This is a genomic window from Bacillus kalamii (genome assembly GCF_047238185.1).
In the GTDB taxonomy this organism is placed as follows: domain Bacteria; phylum Bacillota; class Bacilli; order Bacillales; family DSM-1321; genus Bacillus_AD.
In genome coordinates, this window is the sequence record NZ_JBDFMI010000006.1 from 1,132,081 (window position 1) to 1,147,917 (window position 15,837).

Consider the following 15,837-nt stretch of genomic DNA (forward strand, 5'->3'; position numbering starts at 1 on the left):
ATCCATAGGAAGAAAAAATAGTGATTGCCGGTCCGAGAAATATGGTAACATTATTCGTTGTGCAAAGATTTTGATACCTCTACCTATTGTAGAGAGTATGTTTGTTTGGCCATGGACCTTTTTATCAAAAGGAGCAGGTCGTTTAACAAACGGAAAGGAATAGGTTATATGAAACTCCGGACTTTTTTCGCTCTGTGCATTGCGTTGATTGTTTTCATATTATCCGCTATTTTAAGCGGTTCTATCAGCTATATTTACAGTGATCGGATCAAAAAGCAAGCGGGTACATCGCTCTCCGAAGTCGCCTTCCAAATGGCAAATAATCTCGATTATTTCATGTGGTCAAGATATAGCGAATTAACAGTATTCAGTAAAATGAATGCATTAAAAATGAATGAAGTGGATGAAATCCAGAATTTGATCGACCAGCTAAGTGTGAATATCCCGACTTTTTCATGGGTTGGAATGACTGATGAAAAAGGAAAGGTAATTGCTTCGACTAGAGGGATAATAAAAGGGGACGACATATCCAAACGCCCAGTTTTCAAGGAAGCTAGGCAGAAAACGTATGTGGGCGATGTGCATGAGGCGGTTCTTCTGGCTCCTTTCATCCCAAATAAAAATGGTGAACCTCTTCAGTTAGTGGATATCTCAACTCCTGTTCTGGATAATGACGGACAGTTCAAAGGAGTTCTTGCTGCTCATTTAAGCTGGGAGTGGTCGAAGGAAATCTATAAAAAAGTGTTCCAGCCTCTGCAAGGAAATCGCAAAAATGTAGAAGTGTTTGTGGTGAGCGAACATGAAAATACGGTATTGCTGGGTCCGGAAAAATGGCTAGGAAAATCATTGCAGCTCAGCAGTATGGAAGAGGCTAAAACAAAGCCATATGGTTGGGACCTGGAGGATTGGAAAAATGATAAGACCTATTTGACCGGCTTTGCCTTGGGAAAGGGGTATGAGAATTATCCGGGACTTGGTTGGACAGTCCTAGTACGGCAGCCGGAAGCCTCTGCGTATGCAAGTTTAAAGAATCTGCAGAAATCCATTTTATTGATAGGACTGGTCATCGCTATCCTCTTTGCTTTTATCGGATGGCTGCTTGCCTATATCATCACGAAACCATTGAACAAAATATCCTCTGCGGCGAAATTATTGCGTAAAGGTAAGGCAGCGGAAATACCGGAGAACAAGGGCATTAAAGAGATTGAAGATCTGTCGGCTTCTCTTCGGGTTTTACTCTCCGATCTAACAAATACGGAAGATAAGCTGGGGAAAATGCATACCCTTGCGCGGGTGGACTATTTGACCGGTTTGCCGAACCGTTTAGCCATCGAAGATTATTTGAACGAGCATGTAAGGCATTCCTGCGATTCGTTTACATTTTTCTTCCTTGATCTAGATGGATTCAAACATGTGAATGATACAATGGGACATGCAGCTGGAGACCGATTGCTGCAGGAAGTGGCAAATCGGATTCAATCAGCTATTCATCCAGATTACTTTCTCGCCCGCATGGGTGGAGATGAATTTGTCATAATAGCCCAATTCGATGAAGGAACGCAATCCATTGGGGACCTTGGCGATGCGATCATCGCAAGCATCAATGAACCTTATCATTTGAATGAAGGAATTGCCTATATCGGCTGCAGCATTGGTGCTGCATGTTGGCCAAAGGCTGACCATAAGCCGGAAGAGGTGCTTATTCAGGCAGATAAAGCATTGTATGAATCTAAAAGAACAGGAAAAAATAAAATGATTATTTATTGATAATATCAAGCGGCCATGGTCTTTACCATGGCTGTTTCATTTATGGGCTAGACGTAGGATGATGGAACTATTCGATTCATATCTTATTTTTTCGCACATAGGTTGTACTAGTAAACTCAGATTTTTCATGAAGGGAATCGTTAGAACAAATGAAAAGAGAGAAGGAAGGAGGAAGAAGGGAAAAGCAGATAACTTGAAGGAATCCATGGGAACAAGCACTCAAAATCTCTAAGAATTAAAATAAGAATTTTCTAAAAATATTATTTATACAAAATATTGAATAATTATAACTAAATCGCTATAATATATAAAATATTAGATTATTCAAAAAATAAAAGGGGATACTTTTATGAAAAAATTTGCAGTCATTTGTATGTTATTTTGTTCATTGTTATTGGTTTTGTCCGGTTGTGGAAGCTCCGGGACAAGCGGAAGCGCCGATAAAAAAACGCTCCGTGTTGTGACAGACGCTGCATATTCGCCTATGGAATATATGGACAAGGATAAAGTAAGCGGATTTGATGTTGATTTTATTAGAGCGGCGGCAAAGGAAGCAGGTTATAAAGTCAAAGTTGAGCATGTCGGCTGGGATCCGATCTTTGAAGAAATTCGCCAAGGGCGAGCCGATATCGGAATATCTGCTATCTCCATCAATAAAAAACGAGAAAAGAAATATGATTTCTCTGTTCCCTATTTTATTTCCACCAACAAAATCCTTGTTCCTGACGGCAGCTCCATTAAAAGCGGCCAAGATTTGAAAGGCAAAAAAGTCGCCGTACAAGCGGGCACTACAGGACAATTCGTGACAGAAGATATTCTGGGCACCAATCACAAAGATATAAAGAAATTCGAAAATACGACGTTGGCTATTATGGAATTGACGAAGGAAGGTGCGGATGCGGTTGTTGCCGATAATGCGGTTATTGAAGAATACGCAAAGAAGCATCCGGATGAAAAGCTGAACGTTGTAGCTGATCCGTCATTCGATGGCGAGTTCTATGGCCTGCTATTCAAAAAAGGCAATAAAGACCTTAAGAAAAAGTTCGACAAGGCTATCAATACTCTTTATGAAAATGGGACATATGAAAAAATTTATAAGAAATGGCTTGGGACTGAGCCTGATATCGATACATTGAAACAGCAGCAAGAGAAGTGATAGGAACGTGCCCCTATTGAAGCAATCTGCATTCTATAGGCAAACCGGGAGGAAACAATATGAATTTTGATTTCACTATTATCGGCGAATATGCTCCTTTGCTTCTTAAAGGAACGCTTTATACATTAATGCTTTCAGCAATTGGAATCCTTATTGGGACTATTTTGGGGCTCTTGATCGGACTGGGCAAAATGATGAGGAATAAAATCCTGGCTTTCCCTTTTAAAGTATATGTGACCTTTTTCAGGGGAACGCCGCTGTTCGTACAAATCCTGATCATCCATTTTGGCGTAGTGCCTATGTTTTGGGGCAATACAAATAGTATAGCCGCAGCATTGATCGCCCTTTCCCTGAATTCGGCTGCCTATATTGCGGAAATTTTTCGGGGGGGCATTCAGTCCATTGATAAAGGGCAGATGGAAGGGGCTCGTTCTCTTGGCATGAATCATGTACAGGCCATGCGATATGTTATTCTTCCGCAAGCGATTAAACGGATTATTCCACCGATGGGGAATGAATTCATTGTACTGGTGAAGGAGTCCTCCATTGCCGCTGTCATTACAGCCCCTGAGCTGATGTATTGGTCGCGCAATATGCAAAGCCAGTATTTGGTGGTTTGGGAACCTTATCTGACAGCTGCGCTAATATACCTCATTATCACAATGACACTTAGCTACTTGCTGAGCCGCATAGAAAGAAGGCTTGATACACAATGATTAAGGTCGAAAAATTAAAAAAATCATTTGGCCATCATGAAGTGCTAAAGGATATTTCACTTACCATTGAGCCAAAAGAAGTTGTGGTCGTCATAGGGCCTTCCGGTTCGGGAAAGTCCACCTTCCTCCGGTGCATTAACCTTCTGGAAGAAATCACGGACGGGCATATTTACGTGGAAGGAAAGGACATCACCAATCCCAAAAGCAATGTCAATCAATTGCGGATGGATGTGGGTATGGTATTCCAACAATTCAATCTATTTCCGCATAAATCGGTTATTGAGAATATTATGCTGGCTCCGATGAAGGTTAAGAAAGTGGCAAAGGAGCAGGCAAGGGCAAAAGGGATGGAATTACTGCGCAAAGTAGGGCTTGAGTCAAAAGCGGATGCTTTTCCGGACTCTCTGTCAGGCGGGCAAAAGCAGCGTGTGGCCATTGCGCGTGCGCTAGCCATGGAGCCGAAGGTTATGCTTTTTGATGAACCGACATCCGCATTGGATCCAGAGATGGTAGGGGAAGTGCTTGAGGTAATGAAGCAATTGGCGTTGGATGGAATGACAATGGTCGTTGTCACGCATGAAATGGGCTTTGCAAGAGAAGTAGGAGATCGGGTCATTTTTATGGATGAAGGGTTTGTTGTGGAGGAGAACAAGCCGGTTGAATTATTTTCAAATCCGCAGCATGTTCGTACACAAGCATTTTTAAGCAAAATTTTATGAAAGAAAGCCGGCAAAAGTTTAGTTTGCCGGCTTTCTTGCGTAACGATGGGCTGTATATAGAGAAAGGGCATCCATTGGCTATCATTTTTTTAAAGAGCCAAGCATATGTATGTTGCAAAGGAGCTGGTTCTCAATGAAGCGTCGCTGGAGGTACCGCAGGCGGACTGGATTTGCACCGAGGGGACCGCTTGGATTTAAAAAAGTCCTGCTTATTTCCTTTATTCTCTTTCTGATTTTAAATTTCCTGACATTGTGGCTTGTCGATAAGTCCATAACCCCTATCATAAAGGATGTGGCTAAGACTGAAGTGAAGCGGATAGCCACACAGGCTATCATGGATTCCATTGCTGAAAATATCGAAAATCAGGCGAATCTCGATAAATTGATTGTTGAGGAAAAGAGGGATGGCATGGCCCCTACATACCGATTCGATTCAGAAATCTATACCACCTTCCTGACAAAGACCACTAAAGGAATTGAACAAAGGCTGGGGATTAAGAATGAAGATATATCCAAGCCGCAGGATTTTAAAGAGGTCGAAGCGAACCAACTTGATAATATTGTCTATTATATCCCGCTTGGCGTGGCGACACGCAATACAATCCTCAGTAATTTAGGGCCCAAAATTCCTGTCGAGCTGGCATTTACCCGTGATGTAAGACCGAAATTCAGGACAAAAATGACAAGCGGAGGCATTAATAACACGTTTTTGGAGGTATTTGTAGATTTCGAGGTCGATTTGAAAATTGTCATCCCTTTTGCTACTGAGGAGACTCCTATAAAGTTTGAGACAAGTCTTGGAGGGCGGTTCATCCCTGGAGAGGTGCCAAGTTATTATAGCAATGGGCAAAGCATTCCGGTTCCGATTCTTCAGGACGATGAAGCAAAGAAGAAAGGAAAGAAAGAAGATTGATTCTTTAGAAAAATATAGCGGATATGTGCCTTCCTATGTATAATAGGTAAAAAATAGCGGGAGGCGAATGTTTTATGATAGAAAAATTGACGCAGGAATCATATGGAATGGTTATGGAATATCTGAAGAAAAAGCCCGCTATCAATCTATTTATGATTGGAGACCTTGAAAATTTCGGTTTTGATCAAGACTTCCAGGAGTTTTGGGGAGATTTTACGGAAGATGGTATATTGAGGGGAGTGCTTCTTAGATATAAGGAGTCATTTATTCCTTACAGTGAAGGCGACCATGATGTAAAGGGATTTGCTGATATTATCAAACGATCCAAGAATACTTTTCTCTTTTCAGGAAGCGAAGAAGTGACAAGCCGTTATGAACCATTCCTGGAGAATCGATTGGGCAAGAAACAACAGACTTATTTTTGCGAATGCACGGAAGAGAGCTTCTTTTCACATGATGATGGAAAGATCTCCATTCGATCAGCAGACTGGGAGAAAATCGACAATGTTACTGAATTATTGGGGCGCATAGAAGAATTCCCGAGAAAGGACAATGCGTTTGAAGATAATCGGCATCGCATCGAAACAGGTACAGGGCGCACATATTATATTGAAGAGGATGGGCAGCCGGTATCGTCAGCATCAACTACAGCGGAGAATACCTGCTCTGCGATGGTAATGGCTGTCTGTACGGATAAACATGCAAGAGGCAAAGGATATGCGAGCAGGATTGTCAGTAGGCTAGTCCAGGATTTGCTGGCGGAGGGAAAAACATCTTGTTTATTTTACGATAATCCTGTTGCCGGAAAAATCTATAAAGAAATTGGTTTCAGGGATATCGGCTGTTGGGCGATGTACCGCTGAAACACGAAAACCACTGACGGAAGGTCGGTGGTTTTTGGGGTGTGCTCATAACTTAGATGAAGTTTTGTTCCTTCGTCAATTTTTGAAAAATAGATTTCAAGGAGCTATATGTTTCAATTCCTGAAAAATTCAGTCCTAATTGAATAGTTGTTTGTGCAACTTCAGGGCGTATACCGGTCAAAACAGTGTCAACGCCAATCATTTTAAGTGCATCTATCAATTGGAAAATTTGCTGGGCTACCATTGTATCCACCAAAACAACTCCAGATAAATCAATAATGAGTATATTGATTTGTGCATCGACACTCTGCTGCAAAGTGGTATCAATCAATGTTTTGGCCCGTTCGGTATCGATATCGCCAATAATCGGAAGTAAGCCGACTTGGTCTGTCAAGGCAATGACGGGAGCGCTCAATTCTTTGATCAGTGAGGCTTGGCTCGCTAAACGATCCGTCAATAGATTCATGTAGTGGAAAGAAAAGCTTTCTAAAGAATAATCCAATGCTTTATTCAATATCTCATTCCAGGCGAATAATTCTTCCAGTTCAATAAAGTCTCTGTTTTCTTTTGTGTAGGTTAACACATAGTCCATCATAACTTTACGGAAAATCTGATTGCTTTTGATGACTTCTGTCAAAGTCGTAGTGGACTCAATCCGATCTGCGGCTGTTTTCGATGTCCATTCTGAAATGGTCTGTTTCAGGGCCTCTTCAGATTGGGTGAGACCGGCAGCAATCAGAATCAAATAGTTTTCTGTCTGTTGTTTTATTTTTAGTTGGACTTGTTGAGGGGCATCCGGCGAATAATGTGAACCCGCTTTGGATGTCTGGGCCTCGTGCCATTTTTGGGCAAATGCCTTGGCATTTTGATTCAAGTATTGCTGCAGCGCAAGTGTCTGTTGCTTCATAAAATTCCTCATCTCCCTCTATATTTCATATTGTTCATTATATTTAAATCAATGTCAATTTTCATATAAAACAAAAATACTTTCTAGAAATACATTTGTTCATACAGGGAGGAAAAAAGGTTGCAAGTTTTGTTCCGAAAGTTCATAATAGTATAAAATTAATTCATGCAATTATACAAATGGGAGTTGTCGGAATGAAAGTCGTAAAATTTGGTGGATCATCTCTTTCATCGGGTGAACAGTTAAAAAAAGTATATCAGATTGTAACGAGTGACTCTGAAAGAAAAGTTGTAGTAGTATCGGCACCCGGAAAACGGTCGCCGGAAGATATAAAGGTAACGGATCTGTTGATCAAGTGCGGCGATAGCATTTTGCAAGGAAGAAACTGCGACAACGAAAAAGAAGCCCTATTGGAGCGGTATGCAAGCATTGCAAGGGAGCTTGAGCTTCCTGAATCTGTCATGGAGGAAATAAGTGAAACGATCCACACCGTATTGTCCGGTGATCAGACAGATTCTGAAAAATACATGGATACTGTTAAGGCGAGCGGTGAGGATAATCACGCCAAGCTGATTGCCGCCTATTTCCAAAGCATGGGGACGGATGCGCATTATGTAAATCCAAAGGATGCCGGACTGTATGTGAGCGATGAGCCCGGAAATGCCCAGGTGCTTCCTGAGTCTTACGCAAGATTAATGGAACTTCGCGAGAAAGAGGGCATCATCATTTTTCCTGGATTTTTCGGATACACATTGGAAGGGAAAATAGCTACTTTTTCAAGGAGCGGTTCTGATATCACTGGAAGCATCTTGGCCAATGGGACAAAAGCGAGCGTATATGAAAATTTTACCGATGTCGATGCAGTTTATTCCGTTAATCCGACGATTGTGCCCCGCCCTAAGGAAATTAAAGAATTGACCTACCGCGAGATGAGGGAATTGTCCTATGCAGGATTTTCCGTTTTCCATGATGAAGCATTGATTCCGGCTTTCCGTGCGGGCATCCCTGTGAATGTCAAAAATACGAATAATCCAACTGCACCCGGAACACTGATTGTCAACGATCGGGAAAATGCTAATGGTCCTGTTATCGGCATCGCTTCAGATAAGGGGTTCTGCAGTATTTATATCAGTAAGTACTTAATGAATAGGGAGCTCGGATTTGGGCGCAGACTGCTTCAAATTTTGGAGGAACAAGGCATTTCCTATGAACATGTACCGTCAGGAATCGATGACATTACAGTTATTATCCGTGAAAATCAAATGAACGAGAAGGATGAGTCATTGATTGTCCGACGGATTTATGAAGAATTGAATGCAGACAAGGTTGAGGTACAGCATGGACTTTCCATGTTAATGATTGTTGGCGAAGGTATGCGCCATAATGTAGGGACTACAGCAAAGGCTTCGAAGGCATTGGCTGAAGCGGGCGTAAATATCGAAATGATTAACCAAGGCTCTTCGGAAGTCAGCATGATGTTTGGCATAAAAGCAGAAAATGAGCATCGGGCTGTTCAGGCGCTATATAATGAATTCTTTGTAGGGGTGCCTGTATTATAATGCAAAAAGGAGAATCCATGTTGATTCTCCTTTTTGCATAGTTACTATTCCTTGCCTTTTATAAGATGGGGGTCAGCAAGCGGGAAATTGATTCTTTAAATCGGATAATGAATGGGCGCTGATTATAATCATCCAGCGTCAATTGCTTTGATAACGTTAAGTCATAGGTAAAGGATTCAGCCAATTGCTTGGATAAATGGGAGCTGTAGATAAAAGCGTTCACTTCAAAATTCAAGCGGAAGCTCCTGACGTCGATATTAGCTGTACCGACTGAGCATACCTCTTCGTCGACTACGATTGTTTTTGCGTGGATAAATCCATTTTCATAAATATAGACTTTTGCCCCCGTTTTCAATAACTCTCCGATATGCGACATTGTAGCCCAATAGACAAACATATGGTCAGGCTTATTAGGAATCATAATTTTGACATCTTTGCCCGCCAAGGAGGCAATCCGAAGCGCTTCGAATAAGCTTTGGTCAGGAATGAAATAGGGCGTCTGGATCAAGATGGACGATTTTGCTGATAGGATCAGTTTTATATAGCCTTGTTTTATCGACTCCCACTCAGAATCTGGTCCGCTGGAGACAATCTGGATGCCGGTATGCCCTTTTTTTGTATTAGGAGGGAATAAATTCGGGCTGTATTCAATATCATGCCGGTGTGAAGCTAAATTCCAATCCAGGATGAAGCGCGTCTGCATTTCATAAACGGCACTCCCTGTAATGCGCAAATGGGTGTCCCTCCAGTAACCGAATTTCGTGTTCAACCCTAAGTATTCGTCGCCGATATTAAAGCCGCCTACATAACCTACAGAACCGTCGATGATGACAAGCTTGCGATGGTTCCTGTAATTGAGCCGCAGGTTGATTAGATGAAGCTTGGAAGGAAAGAATACTTCCACCTCTCCGCCTGCAGCAATTAGTTCCTTGAATGCTTTCTTGGATAGCCCCCTGGAGCCCAATTCGTCATATAAGACCCTTACCTTAACGCCTTCCAGCGCCTTTTTGGTCAACTCAGCAATCACTTCGCGCCCCAGATGGTCATTCTTAATAATGTAGTATTGCATATGTATATATTGTTTAGCTTTTTGAATATCCTTGATTAAGTTTGAGAACTTTTCCTGCCCATCGGTAAAGATGGTCACATCATTATCCAAAGAAAGCAAGGAATTGCTATTGATTAAATTCATATAAATCAAGTCTTTATGCTCTTTGGATGAACAGTTATGGAGAGGGAATGTAGATGCTTGGATTTCTTTGACCTGTTCCAGCACCATCGCTTTTTTTTCTTTCTTTTGGGGCCCATCCCAATGGAACATATGCTTTCGGCTTAAATTTTGGCCGAAAAGAAGATAAAGAAAGAATCCCAGAAAGGGAATAAAAAATAAAACAAGCAGCCAAGCCCACGTGGATGTGGCATCTCTCCGCTCCCTGAAGATAACAAAAATCGCCAATAAAATATTCAAAACCAAAATTCCATTAATCGTAATACTCAATATGCTCATGTTGTTTGTCCTCTTTCAAATAGTAGTCCCCTGAATGTGCTCTTATAATACGTTTTAACGAACCCGTTTGTTTCACTTGTTTGCCGTGCAGAAAAACGAGAGTAATTATTCGGAAAAATTAACAAAAAATAGTAAGATAAGAATAAGTTTTTTGTTCGTGAATCGAAATACATATGCAACCAAGGAGAGGGTGTTTGTGAAAGGTGTATGGAGCTTCAGTGCCCCCTACAAAATCTCCGTTAGCATTGCTTTCTTTTTTATGATAGCAGAATTAGCGGTCGAATTGGTACAACCACTATTAATGGGAAAAATAATCAATGAAGGAATTATGGCAAAGGATCTGGGCATCGTTGCTGTATGGGGCGGTGTGATTTTGATTCTATCTTTGTTAGGTTTTTTATCAGGAATTCTGAATACATTCTATGCATCCCATGTAAGCCAGAGTTTCGGGGCAGATATGCGGAAGGAGCTGTTCGGAAGGATGCAATCCTTCTCCTATTCCCAGTTTTCATTATTTGCAAGCGGTACATTAATGACCAGGTTGACGAATGATGTCCAACAAATGCAAAATACCATGTTTATGATGCTGCGGATTATGGCGAGAGCTCCGCTATTGATTATAGGCGGGATGATTATGTCTTTCATCGTCCATCCCTCGCTGGCCGTTTATTTAGCCATTTCTGTTCCATGTTTATTTCTTCTTTTGCTTTTTTTTATGAAAAAGGGAGGAAGGATGTTCAAAACTGTCCAGAAAAAACTTGACCATGTCAACAATGTCATGGGCGAAAACCTGGCAGGAATGAAATTGATCCGTGCTTTTTTGCGGAGAAGAGTAGAGGTTAGGCGTTTTGAAGAGGTAAGTGAAGAGTTACGGAAAAAGACAGCCGCGGTCCTTCAATTCATGGAAATATCAGCCCCTCTTTTATTATTTCTAATGAATGGTGTCATCCTCTGCATTTTATGGTTCGGCAACAAAGAAGTAAAAGCGGGAGGTGCTGATGTGGGAGAAGTAGTGGCAGTGGTCAATTATGCTACAAGAATTACATCATCGCTATCTATGCTTTCCTTTATTATCATGGCCTTTTCCCGATCCAGGGCGTCGGCAGAACGGTTGAATGAGATATTGTGGACTTCGCCTGAAATGGGCGATCAAGGAGCATTGGATACACCCGTGCGAATACGGGGCGATATAGCCTTCCGGAACGTCTATTTTGCATATGAAGGCCAGCGTGTGCCGGCACTAGAAGATATTTCATTCACCTTGGAAGCTGGTAAGACAATGGCTATTCTTGGGTCGACCGGAGCAGGGAAATCCTCTTTGGCTAATTTGATACCGAGGCTGTACGATCCTGTGGCCGGTACGGTCTTAATAGATGGAATTGATCTTAGGGAGTACGATCAGTATCAATTGCGGCGGCACATAGGCCTTGTTCCCCAGGAGTCCCTTTTGTTTACAGGTTCTGTAGAGGATAATATCCGTTGGGGGAGAAGGGATGCAACTAATAAGGAAATCCGGCAAGTGTGCAAGGATGCCCAAATTGAACAAACAATCCAAAAGCTTCCCTCCCAATTCGACACATTAATTGGACAAAAAGGCGTCAATTTATCGGGAGGGCAAAGGCAGCGCTTATCCATAGCACGTGCTCTGATCAGGAAACCTAGTATATTGCTGTTGGATGATAGTACAAGTGCGCTGGATGCCAAAACAGAATTGAACTTACTGACCGCCTTGAAGGGATATGAGGCGACGAAGCTAATGGTTACCCAAAAGATATCGACCGCTATCCATGCCGATATTATTATGATTCTGCAAGATGGAAGGATCGCTGCATTGGGATCTCATCAAAAATTGCTGGATACATCACAGCTTTATCGGGACATTATTGATTCACAGGGAGGGGGAAGGAGGGCAATGCATGTGGAAAAAACAAATAAGTGACCCTTTTCATTACGAAAAAGTAATTGATCACCATGAACTTAAGAAAAAGTATGTTAAGAAAAAATCACGAGCGAATGACACAAAGGATACCATTATGAGGATATGGAAGATGCTGACTGAGCAAAAGGCAATGTTTTATTTTGTTCTGTTCCTTGTACTGGTAAGTTCGATTCTTTCCCTAGCCGGGCCTGTCCTGATCGGTAAAATGATAGATGATCATATCGTAGCACGCAGTACATCCGGCCTTTCTGCGGCATTGCTGGCATTGTTGGCTATTTATGCTCTGTACTCTCTGTCCCAGTGGCTCCAGAATATTTTAATGATTAGCATCGCCCAAAAGACAGTGGTGCGGCTCCGTGCGCTGCTATTTTCCCATTTTCATAAGCTTCCCATTTCCTTTTTCGACAAGAGGCAGCATGGGGAGCTTATGAGCCGAGTGACAAATGATATTGAAAATGTCAGTTCTACTCTCAATAGTTCTGTTATTCAATTGCTTTCAAGTACATTAACGATCATCGGTACGGTGACTGTTATGGTTTATTTAAGCCCGTTGCTCGCACTATGTATGTTTCTGATTGTCCCGGTTATGTTCGGCGGCATGAAATGGATCACAAATCGGACAGGAAAACTGTTTCAGCTCCAGCAAAAAAATCTTGGTGAATTGAATGGGGTTATTGAAGAAAGTATTTCTGGCCAAAGAATCATTAAAGCCTTTTCGCAAGAACAGGAGATAGAGAATCTATTCACAGATAAAGTAGAAAACCTGCGCAAGTCAGGTTTTTGGGCTCAAACGTATTCCGGGCTCATTCCAAAAGTGATGAATACGCTAAACAATATTTCATTTGCGATAATCGCTGGAATAGGCGGGATTTTTGCTTTAAAAGGATGGATTTCAATTGGGGGAATTGTCGTCTTTATTGAATTCTCGCGCCAATTCACTAGGCCGTTGAATGACCTGGCGAATCAATTCAATACGCTTCTTTCAGCAGTTGCCGGTGCGGAGAGAGTATTTGAAATTCTGGATACGGGAGAGGAATCCCATGACGAAGAAGATAAAAAGAGGTTGCCTGCTATTAAGGGAGATGTTGTTTTTGACCATGTATCCTTTTCTTATGAAGGGGGCGGAAAAACGATAAATGATATCAGTTTCCACGCCAAATCAGGGGAAATGGTTGCGTTTGTCGGTCCGACGGGAGCCGGTAAAACAACGATTGTCAATATCCTTTCGCGCTTTTATGATTTTGATGAGGGTTCCATAACTATAGATGGATTTGAGATAACGGATTATACACGGGAGAGTGTGAGGGAACATATGGGGTTTGTGCTTCAGGAATCTTTTCTATTCCAGGGGACAATCCGTGAAAATCTCCGTTACGGCCGTTTGGATGCAGGTGATGAAGAAATTATCAGAGCGGCAAAAGCGGCCAATGCCCATTCGTTCATTGAACGGTTGCCAGATGGATATGATACGGTTCTCCAAGACGGAGGGAATGATCTTAGCCATGGACAAAAGCAATTATTGGCAATCGCGAGGGCAGTATTGGCAGACCCAGTCATATTGATATTGGATGAAGCGACCAGCTCAATCGATACTATCACAGAATTGCATATCCAGCAGGCTCTTAAGGAACTGATGAAGGACCGGACTAGTTTTGTAATTGCCCACCGATTGAATACGGTTAGGGAAGCCGACCGCATTGTAGTATTGCAGGATGGGGAAATCATTGAAACAGGAACGCACAACCAACTGATGGGGGAAAAGGGCTTTTATGCACAGCTGGTCCAAGCGGGCTTGGAAAATGAATGAATATCAATGGAATGTAAAAAATCCAGACTTGCCAAGCAGGGAGTCTGGATTTTTTTATGGTTTTTGATTTTAAACAGGCGCCCTCCGCTTTTCGATTGTCCAGCTGCGGACGCCAGCCCCTCGAGGTCTTAAGTCAAGAATAGTCAAAGGCAAAAACGAGCCTATGAGCAATTCTCGCCTTAAGCTTGTCGGGGCTAAACAGGCGCCCTCCGCTTTTCTAGTTGTCCAGGCTGCGGAACCCAGCGGTTAGCAAACTTCGCTTTTTACTCTACGATAAGTCAACATCCATTCACTATGTTCATGGTGTTTCCTTTATCTTGAGGAAAAAAGCTCCAGTTTGTACACCGCTAATCGGTTTCCTCCGCTTTTCTTTGTTACTCAATGGAGTCGTATAGTTTTTTCATGGCTTGTTCGTCCATTGGGCCGACTATTTTTTGGACGATTTTTCCTTTGCGGTCAATCAGATAGCTTGTTGGAATCGTATAGGCTTGATAGATTTGCCCTAATGATCCATTATCATCCATGAGGATCGGAAATGTAATTTTATTGGTTTCGATAAAGGATTGAACGTCTGCTTCCTGTTTTTCTAAGCTTGTTAGATTGACAGACACCAATGCCTCATCCTTAGTCATTTTTTCTTTATAGTAATTTTCCATGTGAGGCATTTCTGCTTTGCATGGAGGGCACCAGGAAGCCCAAAGGTTGAGGATGACTTTTTTGCCCCGGTATGAGGAAAGTTTCTCCACCTGATGGTCTAATGTCCGTCTTTCAAAATCGGGGGCAGTCGCTCCTTGATCGACGCTCGGGCCTTTCAAGCTTGGCTTTGTGCCTGTCGATACGGCTTCCTCTTTCGTTCCTCCGGCCTTCTCCTTTTCATTGGTTCCTGAAAAAGAGGGATTCCATATATTAATGACTACAATAATGATGGCAATCACTAAAATGGCAGCTGTAATGATATGTTTCTTTTTCACTCTTTCAATTCCTCCTTACTCAGTGACTTGAGAAATAGAAGCAAGATGCCAAGCGATAGAATAAGAGCCCGGTGAATGGATAGCAGCTCATCAAATAGACTGACAATCAATGCTTCGATCAATAGGATTAATATAAATAGTTGGTCAGAATTTATTGGACTGTATGCAGTCCTTTTTTTAATAAGCCAAAATGACCCCGCGAGCAACAGCAGATTACATACGGTCGCAACCCAGTTGCCTTGGAGGGCATTTACAAATGTCTCATATGAAATGAAATAGTACAGATAGGCTATCAGCATTTCATGGGTCAGGTGCTTGTGTTTTTTTGATTGGAAAGCAATATATAATCCGATTCCAAAGAAAGCAATGATTTCTCCTTTTGTCCCCCCGGTAAAGTAAAGGATCCCCAGTGGAGCATCCAAGAAGATAGAAAAATTGAATGCGATATAAGTTGCCTTCATAATAATGATAAATAGAAAAAAACTGTTCCAATACCAATCGCCGATGCTTCTTTTCTCGGAAAGGCGGTAGAGGATACTTCCGGAAAATAGCGCCAGGAAGAAAGCAATTATGCTTGCTTGTACAGTGAAAGAACCTATACTTATATAGCTCAATTCGGCTCGCTCCGGAATTGGATGGTAAATGAAATGTCTATGCTGCTGACAACTGATTGGATCATCCCGCAATTTTTAATCACCAAATGCGCCAATTGTTCTCTTTGTTGTTCAGTCATAGCCTTATTGGATATGACTTCGGCTTCAAACGCCAATTGTTCAATTCTGTTCGCTTCGTCCGGATTTCTGGCAGATGTGACTTCTACATTAATTTTGTCAAATGATATCCGTTTTTTTGTTAGCAATCTCGCAAGTAAAGAGCTGCTGCATCCTGTTAAAGAGGAGACAAAAAGCTCGAATGGCAGATATCCGTTTTCGGCATTGGTTGAGATGGTTATATCATCGAATTTCAATTTTGAATTTACTTTTTCATTTTGATAGGTGAATTTCATGTAAGTT

14 protein-coding genes are annotated in these 15,837 nt (G+C 41.9%); 9 read left to right on the forward strand and 5 right to left on the reverse strand.

From position 1 onward, the window contains the following. Window positions 1–168 precede the first annotated feature (168 nt). The 6 genes from ABC357_RS23385 (at window position 169) to ABC357_RS23410 (ending at window position 6,134) form a co-directional block, all read left to right on the forward strand. The gene (locus ABC357_RS23385; RefSeq protein WP_412889904.1) at window positions 169–1,767 is read left to right on the forward strand and encodes a sensor domain-containing diguanylate cyclase; all 1,599 of its coding nucleotides are present in this window, start codon (window positions 169–171) and stop codon (window positions 1,765–1,767) included. Window positions 1,768–2,116: 349 nt separating this feature from the next. Then, a complete protein-coding gene (locus ABC357_RS23390; RefSeq protein ID WP_412889905.1) occupies window positions 2,117–2,923 on the forward strand; it encodes a basic amino acid ABC transporter substrate-binding protein in 807 nt (268 codons plus the stop codon). Window positions 2,924–2,982: 59 nt separating this feature from the next. Next, window positions 2,983–3,639 (forward strand): amino acid ABC transporter permease, encoded by a 657-nt coding sequence (locus tag ABC357_RS23395; protein ID WP_412889906.1) that lies wholly within the window; start codon window positions 2,983–2,985, stop codon window positions 3,637–3,639. Further along, window positions 3,636–4,358, forward strand: coding sequence for an amino acid ABC transporter ATP-binding protein (locus ABC357_RS23400; RefSeq protein WP_412889907.1), 723 nt, complete (start codon window positions 3,636–3,638; stop codon window positions 4,356–4,358). Before ABC357_RS23395 ends, ABC357_RS23400 begins: the two co-directional genes overlap by 4 nt. Window positions 4,359–4,491: 133 nt before the next feature. Next, window positions 4,492–5,271 carry a sporulation protein YunB gene (gene yunB / locus ABC357_RS23405; protein WP_412889908.1) on the forward strand — a complete coding sequence of 260 codons (780 nt, stop codon included), beginning with the start codon at window positions 4,492–4,494 and terminating at the stop codon, window positions 5,269–5,271. A gap of 74 nt (window positions 5,272–5,345) precedes the next feature. Next, window positions 5,346–6,134 (forward strand): GNAT family N-acetyltransferase, encoded by a 789-nt coding sequence (locus tag ABC357_RS23410; protein WP_412889909.1) that lies wholly within the window; start codon window positions 5,346–5,348, stop codon window positions 6,132–6,134. Window positions 6,135–6,186: 52 nt separating this feature from the next. Here ABC357_RS23410 and ABC357_RS23415 read toward each other — a convergent pair whose 3' ends face one another. Continuing rightward, on the reverse strand, window positions 6,187–7,041 hold the full coding sequence (locus ABC357_RS23415) for an STAS domain-containing protein (protein WP_412889910.1): 855 nt from the start codon (window positions 7,039–7,041) through the stop codon (window positions 6,187–6,189). A 194-nt stretch (window positions 7,042–7,235) separates the two neighbouring features. On the opposite strand from ABC357_RS23415, the gene ABC357_RS23420 reads away from it, so the two are divergent. Next, complete coding sequence (locus tag ABC357_RS23420) at window positions 7,236–8,600, forward strand: aspartate kinase (RefSeq protein WP_412889911.1); 1,365 nt, start codon at window positions 7,236–7,238, stop codon at window positions 8,598–8,600. 58 nt (window positions 8,601–8,658) lie between these two features. Here the strand turns inward: ABC357_RS23420 and cls are convergent, their stop codons facing one another. Then, the gene (gene cls, locus ABC357_RS23425; RefSeq protein WP_412889912.1) at window positions 8,659–10,107 is read right to left on the reverse strand and encodes a cardiolipin synthase; all 1,449 of its coding nucleotides are present in this window, start codon (window positions 10,105–10,107) and stop codon (window positions 8,659–8,661) included. A 196-nt stretch (window positions 10,108–10,303) separates the two neighbouring features. Between cls and ABC357_RS23430 the strand changes: the two genes are divergently transcribed. Together ABC357_RS23430 and ABC357_RS23435 are read left to right on the forward strand one after the other, a co-directional pair. Continuing rightward, entirely contained in the window at window positions 10,304–12,046 is a 1,743-nt protein-coding gene (locus ABC357_RS23430; RefSeq protein ID WP_412889913.1) for an ABC transporter ATP-binding protein, read from the forward strand. After that, window positions 12,024–13,853, forward strand: a complete 1,830-nt coding sequence (locus ABC357_RS23435; protein WP_412889914.1) for an ABC transporter ATP-binding protein — start codon at window positions 12,024–12,026, stop codon at window positions 13,851–13,853. The genes ABC357_RS23430 and ABC357_RS23435 overlap by 23 nt, the downstream gene beginning before the upstream one ends. Window positions 13,854–14,227: 374 nt before the next feature. On the opposite strand, the gene ABC357_RS23440 is transcribed toward ABC357_RS23435, so the two are convergent. The 3 genes from ABC357_RS23440 to ABC357_RS23450 are packed head-to-tail and all read right to left on the reverse strand — an operon-like array spanning window position 14,228 to window position 15,830. Then, a complete protein-coding gene (locus ABC357_RS23440) occupies window positions 14,228–14,824 on the reverse strand; it encodes a TlpA disulfide reductase family protein (protein WP_412889915.1) in 597 nt (198 codons plus the stop codon). After that, complete coding sequence (locus ABC357_RS23445; RefSeq protein ID WP_412889916.1) at window positions 14,821–15,438, reverse strand: hypothetical protein; 618 nt, start codon at window positions 15,436–15,438, stop codon at window positions 14,821–14,823. Before ABC357_RS23445 ends, ABC357_RS23440 begins: the two co-directional genes overlap by 4 nt. After that, window positions 15,435–15,830, reverse strand: coding sequence for an OsmC family protein (locus ABC357_RS23450; RefSeq protein ID WP_412889917.1), 396 nt, complete (start codon window positions 15,828–15,830; stop codon window positions 15,435–15,437). The genes ABC357_RS23445 and ABC357_RS23450 overlap by 4 nt, the downstream gene beginning before the upstream one ends. Window positions 15,831–15,837: the final 7 nt, after the last annotated feature.

What these genes read in the sequence shown, in the direction of transcription:
- yunB (WP_412889908.1), top strand. Translation starts at nt 4,492, where the DNA reads ATGAAGCGTCGCTGGAGGTACCGCAGGCGGACTGGATTTGCACCGAGG.
- ABC357_RS23395 (WP_412889906.1), top strand. Translation starts at nt 2,983, where the DNA reads ATGAATTTTGATTTCACTATTATCGGCGAATATGCTCCTTTGCTTCTT.
- ABC357_RS23410 (WP_412889909.1), top strand. Translation starts at nt 5,346, where the DNA reads ATGATAGAAAAATTGACGCAGGAATCATATGGAATGGTTATGGAATAT.
- ABC357_RS23435 (WP_412889914.1), top strand. Translation starts at nt 12,024, where the DNA reads ATGTGGAAAAAACAAATAAGTGACCCTTTTCATTACGAAAAAGTAATT.
- cls (WP_412889912.1), bottom strand. Translation starts at nt 10,107, where the DNA reads ATGAGCATATTGAGTATTACGATTAATGGAATTTTGGTTTTGAATATT.
- ABC357_RS23420 (WP_412889911.1), top strand. Translation starts at nt 7,236, where the DNA reads ATGAAAGTCGTAAAATTTGGTGGATCATCTCTTTCATCGGGTGAACAG.
- ABC357_RS23385 (WP_412889904.1), top strand. Translation starts at nt 169, where the DNA reads ATGAAACTCCGGACTTTTTTCGCTCTGTGCATTGCGTTGATTGTTTTC.
- ABC357_RS23415 (WP_412889910.1), bottom strand. Translation starts at nt 7,041, where the DNA reads ATGAAGCAACAGACACTTGCGCTGCAGCAATACTTGAATCAAAATGCC.
- ABC357_RS23390 (WP_412889905.1), top strand. Translation starts at nt 2,117, where the DNA reads ATGAAAAAATTTGCAGTCATTTGTATGTTATTTTGTTCATTGTTATTG.
- ABC357_RS23400 (WP_412889907.1), top strand. Translation starts at nt 3,636, where the DNA reads ATGATTAAGGTCGAAAAATTAAAAAAATCATTTGGCCATCATGAAGTG.
- ABC357_RS23450 (WP_412889917.1), bottom strand. Translation starts at nt 15,830, where the DNA reads ATGAAATTCACCTATCAAAATGAAAAAGTAAATTCAAAATTGAAATTC.